This window comes from Microbacterium sp. 2RAF4, assembly GCF_052115285.1.
Classification (GTDB): domain Bacteria; phylum Actinomycetota; class Actinomycetes; order Actinomycetales; family Microbacteriaceae; genus Microbacterium; species Microbacterium oxydans.
The window spans coordinates 1,802,326-1,816,886 of record NZ_JBFRGI010000002.1 but is presented as its reverse complement, the minus strand read 5'-3'; the positions used below and the strand labels follow the sequence as shown (position 1 = coordinate 1,816,886).

The 14,561-nt window shown below is 69.1% G+C and carries 12 protein-coding genes; 2 read left to right on the top strand and 10 right to left on the bottom strand.

Annotation, left to right across the window (positions count from 1 at the left end):
* Positions 1-31: 31 nt before the first annotated feature.
* Positions 32-2,224, bottom strand: a complete 2,193-nt coding sequence (locus AB4070_RS13155; protein ID WP_441980478.1) for a peptidase C14 — start codon at positions 2,222-2,224, stop codon at positions 32-34.
* On the bottom strand, positions 2,221-3,576 hold the full coding sequence (locus tag AB4070_RS13150; protein ID WP_441980477.1) for an MFS transporter: 1,356 nt from the start codon (positions 3,574-3,576) through the stop codon (positions 2,221-2,223). Before AB4070_RS13150 ends, AB4070_RS13155 begins: the two co-directional genes overlap by 4 nt.
* Positions 3,577-3,726: 150 nt before the next feature.
* On the opposite strand from AB4070_RS13150, the gene AB4070_RS13145 reads away from it, so the two are divergent.
* Together AB4070_RS13145 and AB4070_RS13140 are read left to right on the top strand one after the other, a co-directional pair.
* Entirely contained in the window at positions 3,727-4,383 is a 657-nt protein-coding gene (locus AB4070_RS13145) for a GntR family transcriptional regulator (RefSeq protein ID WP_378876160.1), read from the top strand.
* An 8-nt stretch (positions 4,384-4,391) separates the two neighbouring features.
* Positions 4,392-5,234, top strand: coding sequence for an SDR family NAD(P)-dependent oxidoreductase (locus AB4070_RS13140; RefSeq protein WP_441980476.1), 843 nt, complete (start codon positions 4,392-4,394; stop codon positions 5,232-5,234).
* A 105-nt stretch (positions 5,235-5,339) separates the two neighbouring features.
* Here the strand turns inward: AB4070_RS13140 and AB4070_RS13135 are convergent, their stop codons facing one another.
* From AB4070_RS13135 to AB4070_RS13100, 8 genes are all read right to left on the bottom strand, one after another.
* Positions 5,340-7,556, bottom strand: coding sequence for a peptidase C14 (locus tag AB4070_RS13135; RefSeq protein ID WP_441980475.1), 2,217 nt, complete (start codon positions 7,554-7,556; stop codon positions 5,340-5,342).
* Positions 7,557-7,664: 108 nt separating this feature from the next.
* Positions 7,665-8,594, bottom strand: a complete 930-nt coding sequence (locus AB4070_RS13130) for a GNAT family N-acetyltransferase (RefSeq protein WP_441980474.1) — start codon at positions 8,592-8,594, stop codon at positions 7,665-7,667.
* Positions 8,591-9,562 carry a hypothetical protein gene (locus AB4070_RS13125; protein ID WP_441980473.1) on the bottom strand — a complete coding sequence of 324 codons (972 nt, stop codon included), beginning with the start codon at positions 9,560-9,562 and terminating at the stop codon, positions 8,591-8,593. The genes AB4070_RS13130 and AB4070_RS13125 overlap by 4 nt, the downstream gene beginning before the upstream one ends.
* On the bottom strand, positions 9,559-10,572 hold the full coding sequence (locus tag AB4070_RS13120) for a hydroxyacid dehydrogenase (RefSeq protein ID WP_441980472.1): 1,014 nt from the start codon (positions 10,570-10,572) through the stop codon (positions 9,559-9,561). Before AB4070_RS13120 ends, AB4070_RS13125 begins: the two co-directional genes overlap by 4 nt.
* Entirely contained in the window at positions 10,569-11,654 is a 1,086-nt protein-coding gene (locus AB4070_RS13115) for a dihydrodipicolinate synthase family protein (RefSeq protein ID WP_441980471.1), read from the bottom strand. Before AB4070_RS13115 ends, AB4070_RS13120 begins: the two co-directional genes overlap by 4 nt.
* Positions 11,654-12,688 (bottom strand): NAD-dependent epimerase/dehydratase family protein, encoded by a 1,035-nt coding sequence (locus AB4070_RS13110; RefSeq protein WP_441980470.1) that lies wholly within the window; start codon positions 12,686-12,688, stop codon positions 11,654-11,656. The genes AB4070_RS13115 and AB4070_RS13110 overlap by 1 nt, the downstream gene beginning before the upstream one ends.
* A gap of 19 nt (positions 12,689-12,707) precedes the next feature.
* Entirely contained in the window at positions 12,708-13,625 is a 918-nt protein-coding gene (locus tag AB4070_RS13105; protein WP_441980469.1) for a carbohydrate ABC transporter permease, read from the bottom strand.
* Entirely contained in the window at positions 13,622-14,527 is a 906-nt protein-coding gene (locus tag AB4070_RS13100; RefSeq protein WP_045263004.1) for a carbohydrate ABC transporter permease, read from the bottom strand. Before AB4070_RS13100 ends, AB4070_RS13105 begins: the two co-directional genes overlap by 4 nt.
* Positions 14,528-14,561 lie beyond the last annotated feature (34 nt).

Below are 14,561 nucleotides of genomic sequence, written 5' to 3'. Positions count from 1 at the left end.
TGGTCCTCCCTGATATCCATGATGCCGTCCGTCACGCGCTCGTCAGCACGTCGGCGATGACGACGCGCGGTCCGGCCTCCGGCAGTGCGGTCTCGACGCCGCGCTCGACGGTGTCGCTGTAGAGCAGCGTCGACGGCTCGGCGAATCCGTCCGCCAGTCGCAGTCGTCCGCCGGCGAACTGGCTGCCGGTGACGCGGGCGTGGTTGACGCCCGTCCCGATGTCGAGGTGGGCAGCGCCCTTGGGCACCGTCGAGGTCACCCCGCTCACTCGCCAGGTGACGACGCCGGCACCCGCGGCCCTGCTCAGCAGAGCGCCGTCCGCGCGCTCCGTGGAGAGCTCGACCCCGTCCACCGCCACGAGCTGGTCACGCACCGCGGTCGCGTTCAGGCGCACGTCCCGGACCGCCCCGCCGCGGATCGTCACCTTCGATGCGCCGACCTCGAACGGGCCCCCGGCCGCCGGGCCGCTGAGACGACAGTCCACGAACTCGACCGGCCCAGACCCTCGCGCCTTGACCCCGTCGATCCCGGTGATCGTGCAGTCCACGAAGCGGACGGGAGCCGTGACCGGGGTCTGGACGAGCACCTGATCCTTGGGCAGTGCGAAGGTGGAGTCCTGGATGACGGTCGGCCGCGATGAGCGTTGCGACCGCTGTCCGATCGCCAGAAGTCCAGCCGTGCAGCCGCGCACCTGCGCACCGTCGGCGTTGATGGTCATCGTCGCCTGCGGATCGAAGGTCGAGCGGCCGATGACGCGCACGTTCTCCAGCGTCAGATCGCTGATCTTCGTCCCGGCGACGAACCAGGAGCAGACGTGATCGCGCACCGTGATGCGCTTGGCGGCCGTACCCCACTGCGCACCGGAGTTGGCGATGTCCATCAGCCCTGAGTTGCCGATGAAGGTGAGGTCGTGCTCGTACTGGCCGTGCGTGGTGAAGGGATTGCCGCCCTGGTCGTCGCCGTCGCCATGACAGTTCTCGACGAGGCAGTAGGCGCTCGCGGTGAGGTCGTTCAGGTGCCGGGCGTTCGACGACGTGCAATCGCTCACCCGGCCGTAGAGGCTGTAGATCTGCTGCGTCAGGTACCCCGCACCGCCGTAGAACACCGTCGGCGGGTTCTCGACCGAGCAGCGTTCCGTCGTGAAATGCGTGTTCCAGCGCCGCATGATGACGGGCCACCAGGTCCGGCTCGCGTGCACGTCGGCGACGTCGCAGTGGATCGCGTACTCGAAGGCGATCGGGTGCGATCCGGTGAGCTCGCGCGAGTCGGGGAACGAGCCGTCGGTCGGGCCGTCGAACGGTCCGGCACCGAGGAACCGCATGTTCGCGATGCGTACGCCCGCCACAGGATCCATCTGCCGCCAGATCAGCTTCCGCCCCTTGTCGAGCGGCCATCCGTTGAGGTAGTCGATGCGGATGTGGGTGCCGTCGATCTGCTGCGTCACCTGCACGAACCGCTGCAGCTCGCGCTCATCCGCCCCTCCCCCGGCGACGGGGTCGCACTGCACCGCCCACCACGAGTCGACGGGGAACCGGGACGCATCCGGCACGGCGACCGCGTCGGTCAGCTCTGGCCAGGCCTCGGCCAGCGCATGCTCGACCATGATGTCCTTCGACACCCCCGTGAAGAACATCACGGCCCCGAACGGGTTGTCGTGACTGTTCGGCTCGATGCCGTCGGTCGTGATGACGTGTCCGCCGAAGTCGATCTCGAGGTAGGACCGGCTGAACCGATGCCGACGCTGGAACAGCAGGTCGGTGCTCGCCTCGATCCGGCGGATGCGGGGATCGTTCACCATCGCCGCGAGCGCATCGTCTGCCGGTTCCTCCGGTCCCGTGATGCCGAAGACCCGGAAGTCGACGGTGCCGTCGTGCTGCAGCAGCCAGCGGCTTCCCCGCTTGCCGGCGATGACCGTGCCGCCGTTCGCTTCGATGTTCGCGTTCTCGGCGCCGACGTAGACGAGCAGCCCGGCGTCGCCCGGCGTGCGGTACCCCGCGACGATCGCGACCTCACCGTCGCGAGCTCGGAGGCGGGACAGCTCGGCGACGGCGTCCGCGCGCGTGAGATCTTTCGCACCTGCCACGACGGGGGCCGCTTGCGCGGGCGCCGTCACGGCGAGGGAGCCCGCCGCCCCGAGTGCGACCGCACCGAGTCCTGCCATGAGGGCACGGCGACTCGAGGAGCGCACGCTCTCCTCCGGCACCAGGGGAGTCCGCGCGGTCATGACAGCTTCTTCTCGGCCAGCAGCACCTCGGCGGGAACCGTGAAGTCCGCGCGCCGGCTCAGCACGAACGCGATGGTCGCCCCGAGCAATGTGAGTCCGGAGATCAGCAACAGGCCCCAGATCGCGGAACCCGTGGTCTCGCTGATCCACCCGATCGCGTACGGCCCCGCGAAACCGGCGAGGTTGCCGACGGAGTTGATGAACGCGAGTCCGGCCGCGGCCGCCGTTCCCGTGAGCACCATGGGCGGCAGGCTCCAGAACAGCGGCGTCGTCGAGAACAGCGCCGACATGCCGACGCACAGGGCGGCGAGCGCGAGCACGGGCGTGCCCTGCGCCGCGACCGCTGCCATGAGCGACAGAGCGGTGATCGACAGCGTGATGCCGATCTGCAGCGGGATGTTGCCCTGCTTCCTGGCGGCACGCTCCCATGGCAGCATGACCAGCGCCGCGCACAGGTTCGGCAGCGCGACGAGCCAGCCCGTGGTGGTGTTGGAGAAGTCGCCCATGCTCTTCACGATCGTCGGCAGCCACATGCCCAGCCCGTACGCACCGAAGACGACGCCGAAGAACAGCACGATCAGGGTCCACAGACGCCCGTTGCTGAACACCTCGCGCAGGCGCAGACGCCCGTGCTTCTGCTCGGTCGCCGCGGTCTCGGCGGCCAGGGTGTCGGTGATCCAGCGCTGCTCCGTCCTGTCGAGCCAGCGCGCGTCCTGCGGACGATCGGGCAGCCAGAAGAAGACCACGAAGGCGAGGAGCACGGCGGGGATGCCCTGCAGCAGGAAGACCAGCTGCCAGCCGTCGAGCCCCCACATCCCGTGGAGTTCGAGCATCCAGCCCGACAGCGGTGCGGCGACCGCGTTCGCGATCGGGTTCGACAGCACGAACACGACCAGCACCTGGGTGCGGTACTGCCGGGGGAACCAGAGTGTGAGGTAGAGGAGCACGCCAGGGAAGAAGCCGGCTTCGGCGATGCCCAGGATGAACCGCGCGATCGCGAACTGCGTCGCATCCTGCACGAACGCGGTGAGGGCGGCGACGAGCCCCCAGGAGACCATGATGCGGGCGATCCACTTGCGGGCGCCGAATCGTTCGAGCAGGAGGTTGCTCGGCACCTCGAACAGCAGGTACCCGATGAAGAAGATCCCGGCGGCGAATCCGAAGGCCGCCTCGGTGATCTGCAGCGCGGCCGTCATCTCGAGCTTGGCGAACCCCGCGTTGTTGCGGTCCATGTAGGCCACGAGGTACAGCAGCCCGAGGAACGGGCCGAGGCGCCAGATGGCCTTCTTCATGGCGGAGGCTCCGACCTCATCGGGTGTGCGCGTATCGGGGGCGGTTCGGGTCCCGGACATGACAACTCCTTCGTCATCGGTGGATGGGCTTGCTATAGCATCTAGCAAATCAGGCGCCGTGTCCACCCATCGACGAAATGCCATAGCATCGATCGAACGATTGCGCGCCCGCTCGACGAGACGGCACCGCGCATCGAGGAGGGCAACCGAATGCGCAGCGTCTCGGATCAGAACATCGCCGAACAGGTGGCAGACGAACTCCGCACGGCCATCCATTCGGGAGAACTCGCCCCCGGCGAGCGCCTGGTCGAACGCAAGCTCGCCGATCGACTCGGGGTCAGCCACATCCCCGTGCGCGAGGCCCTGACCCGGCTGGCGGAAGAGCGCCTCATCACTCGGGAACCGCGCCGTGGGGCGCGCGTCGCTCAGCTCAGCGCACAGGACCTCGAGGAGATCTCCAGCCTGCGGATCGTGCTCGAGCAGTTCATGGCCATCCGCGTGCAGGAACGGTGGAACGAGGAATCCGCTGCTCGGCTCGGGGCCATCATCCAGTCCATGGCCGATGCCGCCCCGGGCGACATCGCCGAGGTGCTGCGCCAGGATCGCCTCTTTCACGAGACGCTCGCCGACCTCGCCGAGCACCGTTTCCTCGACGAGGTGAGCGGCCAGCTGCGCGGTCGCATCACGGGCTTCATCCAGGCAGCCAACTCCGCGCTCGATCCGGCGGAGCAGGAAGAGCACGTGCGCAGCCACCAGCAGATCGTCGATGCGATCGCGAGCGGCGACCCCGAACGGGCACGCACCGTGATCGCCGAGCATGTCACCAGGGCCGTGCAGCGCATCACGCCGTCCGTCTCGGACGAGTGAGCCGCACCATGACACCGAAGACCATCGTCCTCACCGGAGCCTCCGACGGGATCGGCGCCGCCGCCGCGCGACAGCTCGCCGGCCCCGCCCACCGCCTCATCCTGGTCGGCCGCTCCGCCGAGAAGACCCGCGCGGTCGCCGAGGAGACGGGAGCCGAGTGGTTCACCGCCGACTTCGCCCGGCTCGACGACGTGCGAGCACTGGCCGGGAAGATCGCCGACGCCGTGGGGGACACCGGCATCGACGTGCTGGCCAACAACGCGGGCGGCATCTTCGGCGATCGCACTCCGACCGTCGACGGCTTCGAGAAGACCATGCAGGTCAACCACCTGGCACCGTTCCTGCTCACGAACCTGCTGCTTCCGCGGCTGCTGCGGGCCGGAGCTGCGGTCATCAACACGTCGAGCATCGCCCATCGCCTGTTCGGGCACCTCGATGTCGACGACCTCGACAACACCCGCCGGTTCAGTCCGAACAAGGCCTACGGGGATGCGAAGCTCGCCAACGTCCTCTTCGCCAAGAGTCTGCACACGAAGTTCCACGCCGAGGGGCTGAGCGCCGTCGCCTTCCACCCCGGCACCGTGCAGACCAACTTCGCGGCGGACTCGTCGAGCGTGATGCGGCTGCTCTACCGCACGCCTCTGAGACATCTCGTGCTCATCGGCGCGGACAAGGGTGGCGCGACGCTGCGCTGGTTCATCGAGGGAACCCCCGACCAGACCTGGTTCTCGGGCGCCTACTACGACGAGCGCGTGCTCACCACGAAGGTGAACCCGCAGGTGGACGACGCCGCCCTCGCCGAGGCCCTCTGGCAGCGCAGCGCCGAGCTCGTCGGCCTCCCCACTCCCTAGCCCCCGTACCGCCGAGTGCACGGGTTCTCGCCGAGTGCACGGGTTCCTCACGTCGAGAAGCCGTGCACTCGTCAGGATCCCGTGCACTCGCGCAGCAGCAGGAGGTCAGACCGCGAGGTTGGCGGTGTCGACGACGCGAGCGCCCTCGGCGGGGAAGGCCGTGCGGGTCACACCGGACTCGACGTTGCCGGTGTGCAGCAGCGTGGAGGACGAGCCGAACGCGGCGTCCGTCAGCTCCAGCGCTCCGCCCTCGAAGCGGTTGCCGACCGCGCGGTAGTGGTTGGTGCCCTTGGTGACCAAGACGTGCGTGGCCGAACCCTCCGCGCGGAACGTGCTGTCGCTCAGCGTCAAGTGCAGCTCGCCGTCGCCGGTGCGTGCGACACCGGCGCCGCCCTTGTTCGCGACGTCCGATCCCGCGATCTCGACCGCCTGGCGCTCGCCCCTGGCTGCCGCGATACGCACGTTGCGGAGCGTGGAACCCTCGAAGCGCAGCCGCTCGGACGACGACACGACGGGTGCCGCATCGTCGGCGGCGGTGAGCGTCGAGCCGCGGAACGTGATCGCGCCGGCACCGGTGATCTTCATGCCGCCCACCCGATCGAGCACGGTGTCGACGAAGGTGACCGGCGTCTTCACCGTGGCATTGGTGAGCTCGCCAGGGGCCACGAATGTGAAGTGCGAATCCGTGATGGTCGTCGGCCGCGCCGAGTTGTCCGAGGCCTGCGTGATGATGAGCGTGTCCGACGCGGTGCACCCCCGCAGCTGCGCGCCGTCGGCGTTGATCCACAGCATCCCTGAGCCGGCGAGCGATGGCTTACCGATCACCTGCACGTCTTCGAGGGTGAGGTCGGTGATGCGCACGCGCGCCACGAACCACGAGCACACATGCTTGCGCACCGTGATGCGCTTGGCCGCCGAACCCCAGGCCGCTCCGGAGTTCGCAAAGGTCATGAGGCCCGAGTTGCCGGTGTAGGTGAGGTCGTGCTCGTACTGTCCGTGCGTGACGAACGGGCCCTGGTCGTCGCCGTCGCCGTGGCAGTTCTCGACCAGGCAGTACGCACTCGCGGTGAAGTCGTTCAGATGACGGGCGTTCGCGGTGTGGCAGTTGGCGACGTAGCCGTAGAGGCAGTAGATCTGCTGCGTCAGATAGCCCGCTCCACCCCAGGTGACCGAGGTCGGGTTCTTCAACGTGCAGCTCACGGTCGAGTAGTACGTGTTCCAGCGGCGCTGGATGAGCGGCCAGAACGTGCCGGTGCCGTCGATGTGGTCGACGTCGCAGCGCACCGCGTACTCGAATGCCAACGGGTGCGAGCCGGTGTACTCGTCGGTGCCCGTGCCGAGGAACTTCAGATTCGACACCGTCACGTCCTGCACCGGCACGACCCGTCGCCAGGTCATGGTGCGATCCTTGCCGAGCGGCCAGCCGTTCTTGTAGTTGATGCGGATGTGCGTGCCGTCGACGATCTGCGTCACCTGCACCATCCGCTGCAGCTCGCGCTCCCAGCGACCCGACAGCGCGTTCACCTCGGCGGCGTACCAGTCCCCGACTGCGAAGAACGAGGAGTCGGCGACCGGGAAGATGTCGCCGAGATCGGGCACAGCCTCGCCGAGCTTCGACTCCTGTACGGCGTCGGTCACCTCTCCGCGGAAGAACATGACCGCGGCGAACGGGTCGTCCTTCCCGGCGTTCTCGATGCCCACGGTCGTCATGAGGTGGCCGCCGAAGTCGAAGGCGATGTTCGACCGGGAGAAGGTGTGGCGGCGCACGAAGTTGAGGTCGGTGTGCGCCTCGATGCGGTGGATGCCCGCATCGTTCACCATGGCGTCGAGAGCGTCGTCGGCGTTCACGCTCGCATCCATGATCCCGAACAGGCGGAAGTCGACGACTCCCCCGTGCACGAGCACCCACGCTCCGCCCTTGGGGCCGGCGAGCACGGTGCCTCCGTTCGCGGCAGGAGCGTCCTTCTTCACGAAGCGGTACAACCCGGCACCTCCATCGCCCGGCGCCGCGTACCCGGCCGTGCGGGCGAGGTCGCCGTCCTTGCCCTTCCGGCTCGCGAGTGCGGTCGCGGTACCGCCGTTGGCGACGCTCTTCGACCCCGAGGAGTCCTGGGGCGCCACGGGTCCGGCCGCCTGCGCCGGTGTCTGCGTGGTGACAGCGGCCACGCCGCCGATCGCCGCCGCCCCGAATCCCGCGAGCAGCATGCGCCGGCTGCGCAGGGCCGCGGTCTCGTTCCTCTCGCGTGCAGACTGGTCCTGCAGCGTCATGTCCGTGTTCAGAGTCGTGCTCAACTTCTGGGTCGTGCTCAATTTCTGGGCCATGCTCATCCTCCTTGCGGCGTCGTCGCCGCGGTCAGGCGTCCGGCTGATTGCCGGGCCGCATCATCCGATCGATCCCCAGTCCCCCAGTGCCGTCTCCGAGCGGGTCGCTCAGAAGTAGTCGCCCGCCGTGAAGTGGCGGATGCCGTTCAGCCGCGCCGAGCGCCGCAGCGGACGGATCATGCCCGTGCGATCGTCCTGCCGCACGGCCTGCGGTGCGAACGCCTGAAGCGCGGGTTCCTCGTCGGGCAGTGCAGGGACGGCGAGCTCGCACGACGACACCCCGGCGAGCGCCCAGTCCGCGGCGACGGAGGAGAGCAGGTCGTCGCGCACGCGCGCGGAATCCGGGACCACAGCGCTCTCCAGGAGTACGCCGACGTCCCCTCGACGCTCGGCGATCACGTAGCCGAGCACGGTCGAACCCTCGACGCGGCGATACAGCGTCGCACCCCGCATCCGCACCTCCGCCATCGCCGCGTCGCGGTCGCTGCGCACCGGTGCGAGGACCACCCGCCCGGCACGCGAGCGCTCGTAGACATCGCGCAGCGAACGGAAGCTCCCGAGCCCGACCGTCTCGCGCTCGACGCGTCCGTCGGCACGCCCCTCGTCCTTGCGGGGCGTGGGAGCACTCCAGGGACCGGTCAGGGTCCGTGCCATGACGAACGTCTCGAAGCCGCTGGAGCGATACACCTCCGGGGTGCCCGTGAAGAGCAGCGCCCACTCGGCATCGCCCGCGGTATCCAGCGTCGCGGCGACGAGACGGCGCGCGAGCCCCTGCCCTCTGGCACGCCCGGCGACCGCGACGCTGCCGATCGCGTGCACGTTCGCCACACCACCCTCGTCCTCCCGCAGTCGCTTGGGCAGACCGTAGATCGATCCGCAGACCCCTCGGTCGTCTTCGGCCACGATGGTGTGCGCCAGCCGATCGTCATCGATCAGCCACTGGTCGGGAGCCAGCGGAGGAGTGAACGCGGTCGCCCACAGCGCCGTCAGTGCGGATTGATCTTCTGGGCGGGCGGCACGGATCTTCTGGGCGCTCATGCCTGACCTCTCGCGATGTCGGCGGCGCGGATGCTGTTCGCCACGACCACCCGCGCGTCGGACCACAGAGCGACGGTCGCCCCGTGAGCCGCCGCATCGAGCAAGGCGCGGATCAGACCGCGGAACCCGAGCCCGACATTGGCGTCGTCGACGTCGAGCGCGACTGTACGGATGCCGTCGGCGGTCACGACCTCCAGCGTGTAGGCGTCCGGTCCGGGAGTCCCGGTGACAAGCACCTGCACCGGCACCTCGCGCTGCGCGCCGGGAACCCGCAGCAGGCCTTCGATGCCTGCCGCATCCTCCGATGCCCCGACTTCCGACACCGCGTTCGATCCCCGCCGCACGCGCGTCCACCCGGATCCCGACACGAGGGTCGCTCCCGGCAGCAGCACGTCGACCAGTTCCCACGCATGCACGCCGACCGTCACCGCCGTACCCCCGCCCTGCTGCGGATCGTCCTGCCAGGAGCGGTCGGGCAACCGGAAGGCCGCGTTGTCGTGCTGGGTGTGCACGCGGAGCGCGAGCACACCGTCGAGCGTCTGCAGGAAGGGCGCGACCTCCGCGGCAAGGGCAGAGAGCGCGGGGGCGAAGCGCAGCACCGAACTGGTGCCGACCGGGACGGACGATGCCGCGAGCGCGCGGTCGACCTCGACGAGCTGAGCCTCCGTCGCCGCGATCACCTTGTTCACGAACACCGGTGCGCTCCCGCCGCCGAGCACCCGCAGGAACGGCACGACCTCACCGGGACGCGGCGTGGCGATGACGAGGTCGGGTCGCAACGCCCCCAATTCGGCGACGGAAGCCACTGCCACCCCACCGAACCGCGCGGCGAACTCTCCTGCCGCAGCAGTGTCCGCATCGTGCACCCCGACGACCTCGCCCCCGAGCGCTCGGACGTTGGCGGCGTCGGTGTACGGGTGCGAATGCGCGAGTCCGGCGAAGGCCACGCGCAGCGGCGTTCCGCTCATGCCATCGAAGACAGCTGGTCGTGGGTGACGGTGTGCGCGAGAGGGCGGTCAGCGGCGAAGGCCTCGACCTCGTCGACGACGATCCGCCCCTGACGCAGCCGCCCCTGGTGCGTGCCCGCCGCGCGATGCGGGGTGACCAGCACCCCTGGCAGCGTCCGGAACGGGCTGTCCGCGGGGAACGGCTCCTCGTCGAACACGTCGATCGCCGCACTGATCCGCCCACGTCGGAGCTCGTCGAGCAGCGCGGTCTCGTCGACCAGCCAGGAGCGCGCGGTATTGACCAGCCCTGCGCCGTCGCGCATCAGCGCCAGCTCGCGGCGACCGATCATGTGGTGGGTCTCCGGCAGCGTGGGGGCGTGCACGGCGACGATCTGCGCGCGGCGCAGGGCATCGTCGAGCGGCACGAGCTCTGCACCGAGGGCAGCGGCCTCCGAAGCGCCGAGCGTCGGGTCGACCAGCAGCGGTTCCGCCCCGAGCGCACGGATGAGCTCGAGATAGGCCCGTCCGGTGCGTGAAGCCCCGATCACCGCGATGGGCGTTCCGAGGATCTCGCGCTGCACCCCGACCGTCGCCGCGTCGTACCAGCCATCGCCGGCGCGGAGGGCGTTGTGCATCTCGGGCACCCGGTGCAGCAGCGCAAGCGTGAAGGCGAGCGACACCTCAGCCACGGGTCGCGCCATCCCCGCACCGGCCTGGGTCACCACGACACCGCGGTCGAACAGCTCATCGGTCGCGAAGGGCTTGATCGTGCCCCCCGTGTGCGCGACCAGTTCGAGCTTCGGCAGCGCCGAGAGCACCGCGGCATCGAAGGGCCCGACACCCCAGCTCGTGATGACGATGCGCACTTCGCCGAGTTCGGCATCGGTGAGACGGTCGACGCGCACGAGAGAACCACCGAGACGAGCGGCGGCCGCGCGCAGACGCTCGGCATCCGCCGACGAGAAGAACTCCGCGAAGAGCCCTTCCGAGACGACCGCGACCACGGCCGGTGCGCTCGCCGCGGCGTTCATCGCAGCCAGTCCTCGAGGTTCTCGGCGATGAAGGCGTCGTCGTTCAGGGCCGGGTATGCCCGACGCACGCGGGCGATCTCCTCGGCCTGCCCCGGCGAGAGCCCTTCGGCGGGGTCGAGGCACCAGATCCCCTCGAGCAGCCCCTGCTGGCGCAGCATCTCATGCACGCCCGCGATCACGCCCTGGAAGTCGTTGCCCGGATCGAACACCGCCTGATTCACGTCGACCATGTCGGATGCGACGAGCCCGAGTTCCCGGTAGGCATCCGCGTCGCCGGCCATGGCCCGCTGCGCACGGTCGAGCAGCGCGACCGCCGCGCGCGTGCCGACCGCCCACTGGCCCAGAAGGCCGCCGACGAACCGCAGGGTGCGGGGCCCGTCGGGCGAGTCCACGTGGAACTCGGAGAGCAGATCCGCCACGATGGCGTCGTCGTTGCCGGTGTAGAGCGCGATCTCGTCGGCCCGACCGGATGCGGCCACGCCACGTACGAGCTCGAGCGTGCGATAGCGATCGAACGGAGCGGCCTTGACCGCCACCACCGAGGGGATCGCGGCGAACTCGCACCAGAAATCGCGGTCGAGCACCGGGCCGCCGATCGCGGTCTGCAGGTAGAAGCCGACCAGCGGGAGCACCTCGCCGACAGCGCGGGCACGTTCGAGCAGTGCGCGTTCGTCAGCCCCGGCGACGCGCGGGCTGACCAGCACGGCGTCGTAGCCGAGCGATCGCGCCAGCTCCGCCTCGGCCACAGCCTGGGTGGTGTCGCCGGCCACCCCGGCGATGCGCACGAGACTCGCATCGTCGCGGGCGTCCATCTCCTCCGCAGCCAGCGCGAGCACCGGCTCGAAGAGCGCATGCTCCGGGTCGCGGATCTCGAACTGCGTCGTGTGCACGCCGACCGCGAGGCCACCGGCTCCCGCGTCGAGGTAGTAGCGCGAGAGCGCCCGCTGGCGACGCTCGTCGAGGGAGCGATCGGCCGTGAGGGCGAGCGGGTGCGCGGGGATCACAGCTCCGCGGGCGAGGGTCGCCGCGGCCTCGGCGCGCAGCGACGGCACGGTCGCAGTGCGTTCGGCAGAACCGGCCATCAGAACTTCCCGTCCCGCACGGCCCACTTGGTCGGCTTGGCGATCATCGGCAGACCCCTCTCGATCCAGTCGGCCTGCATCCCGATCAGCGTCTCGGCAGACACGGCCGGGTAGCCGAACAGGGCCATGCACCGGCGCGCATCGCTGAGCAGCGCGGTCGACTGGGGTTCATCGACGATCTCGACCTCGCGGTCGAACAGCGTGCCGAAGCGGCGGGCGATCGACTCGACGCTCAGCAGCTCGGGGCCGGTGAGGTTGATCGTGAACGGCGCCGTCGACGCGTGCACGAGACTGCGCAGCACGACCTCGTTCGCGTATCCCTGCCAGATCACATTGACGTTCGCGGTGGCCACCGAGACCGGCTGGCCGGCGTGCACGGCACTGCCGATGTCGGCGAGCACCCCGTAGCGCAGGTCGACCGCGTAGTTCAGGCGGATGATCGCGACCTTGGTGCCGCGCTCCTGAGCCCCGAACTCGAACACGCGCTCACGGCCGAGGCACGACTGCGCGTACTCGCCGATCGGTGCGGGCTGCACCTCTTCGGAGGCCCCTCCGGAGGATGCGGGAAGGAAGGGATAGACGTTGCCGGTGGAGAGCACCGAGATCGCGCTGTCGCGGTAGCGGCGGGCCACGCGGTCTGGCAGGGCGGCGTTGACCTCCCACGCCCAGGAGGCGTTGGTCGCTGCACCGAACTTCGCGCCGACCATGAACACCACGTTCGGGGCATCCGGCAGAGAGGAGAAGTCGTCGTTCTCGATCAGATCGAACGGGATGACCTTCACGCCGGCGGTCTCCAGGCGTTCGCGGATCGCAGCATCGCCGAAGCGCGAGACGGCGTAGACCGCGTCTCCTTCCCGCCCGGCTGCATCCATCCCGCGGCGAGCGAGCATGGCCAGGGTCGGGCCCATCTTGCCGCCAGCCCCCAGGATCACGAGGTCGCCCGCCCCGCGTGCGAGGTCGTCGATCAGGCCGGCGCTCGGTGTCGCGAGCGCCTCCTCGAGCTCCGCCTCGGATGAGAAAGTGTGCTGAGTCATGTGGTGCTTTCCCTTCTTCTCAGCCCTTGATGCCTGTACCGGCCACGCCCTCCTGCACGTACCGCTGAGCGATGAGGTACGCGAGGAAGATGGGCAGCAGCGCCACGACGGAACCGGCGAGCATGGTGCTCAGCGGAACGTTCTGCTGCTGCAGCGACGAGATGCCGACGGTGAGTGTGAACATCGCGTTGGACTTCGCGATGATGAGCGGCCACAGGAAGTCGTTCCAGTGCCACAGGAAGACGAAGATGCCGAGGGTCGCGAGGATCGGCTTGCACAACGGCAGCACGATCCGCAGGAAGATGCGGAACTCGCCGGCGCCGTCGATGCGGGCGGCCTCGAACAGCTCGTCCGGGAGCCCGGAGATGAACTGCCGCATCAGGAACACGGCCTGCGCGTTCGCGAGCGAGGGCAGGATGAGGCCCCAGTAGGTGTCGACGCCGCCGAGGTTCGCCATCAGGATGAACGTCGGGATGAGCGTCACGTGGAACGGCACCATCACCATGGCCAGGAACGACCAGAACATCACCTCTTTGCCGCGGAACCGCTTCTTGGCGAAGGCGTAGCCGGCGAGTGCGGACAGGAACAGCACCGCGACGACCGAGACGAGCGAGTAGATGAGGGTGTTGCCGAGCCAGCCGAGGATGTTCTGCCCCGCGAGCACCTGCTCGTAGGCGTCGAACGAGATGTCCTGGAAGGGCAGCAGCGAACCGGGGAGCTCGACCACCATGCCGGGCTTCAGGCTCAGCACGACCATGGCGTAGAACGGGAAGAAACTGAGGATCCCCGCCAGGCTCAGCCAGATCCACCGGCCGACGATCCCCCACCCCGTGGGCTGGAGTGCGCGATACGCACGGCGCTGCTTCGACGACGTCTTCGGGGGCTTCGGGGACGTGGACGTCTCGGTCGGCGTCGGCGGCTGCATCAGAGCGGTCATTTCTGCTTTCCGATCACCAGGCGCTGGATGAGCGCGACGACGAGGGTCATGACGAACAGGGCCACACCGATCGCGGCCGCGTAGCCGTAGTCGAAGTAGCGGAAGCCCTGGTCGTAGAGCATGTAGACGAGCGAGTAGCTGGCGTTCGCCGGCCCGCCCTGGGTCATCACATAGATGACGTCGAACACCTGGAACGCGGCGGTCGTCTCGATCACCGCGAGGAAGAAGAAGGTCGGCCGCAGCACGGGAAGGATGACGTAGCGGAAGCGCTGCCAGGCGTTCGCGCCGTCCATCAAGGCGGCTTCCTCGAGCTCGCGCGGCACGTCCTGCAGCGCGGCGATGAGGATCATCATCCCGTAGCCGAACCGCGACCAGACGCCGACGACGACGATCGCGGGGATCACGAGCACGGTGCTGCCGAGCCAGGAGCCGCCGAGCCCCAGCGGGGTCATCAGCGCGGACCAGGGTCCGTTGGCGGAGAAGATCCAGACGAAGATCGACCCGGCGAGCACGAGCGAGGTGATGACGGGGAGGAAGAAGATCGAGCGGAAGAAGCGTGCACCCCGGAAGGCCCGACGCACGCCGAGCGCCATGACGGTCGAGAGCACGAGCGCGATCGGCACGGCGAACACCGTGTAGATCAGCGTGGTGCCCATGGCCCGCCAGAACAGCGGGTCGGCGATCATGCGCTGGAAGTGGTCGAGACCCCGCCAGGAGATCTCGCCGGTGATGTCGTAGTCGAAGAAGCTCAGGGCCACGCCGGCGATGCTGGGGCCGAAGCGGAAGGCGATGAACAGGAGGAAGGCGGGGAGCACGAACAGGAACGCGATCCGCGCCTCGCGTCGTGCGATCAGCCTCGTCACCCGCCCTGCGGGCTTCTTCGCCGTGGTTGCCGTGGTCATCAGTGCTACCTCACGTGGGGAGAGGGACAGGGTG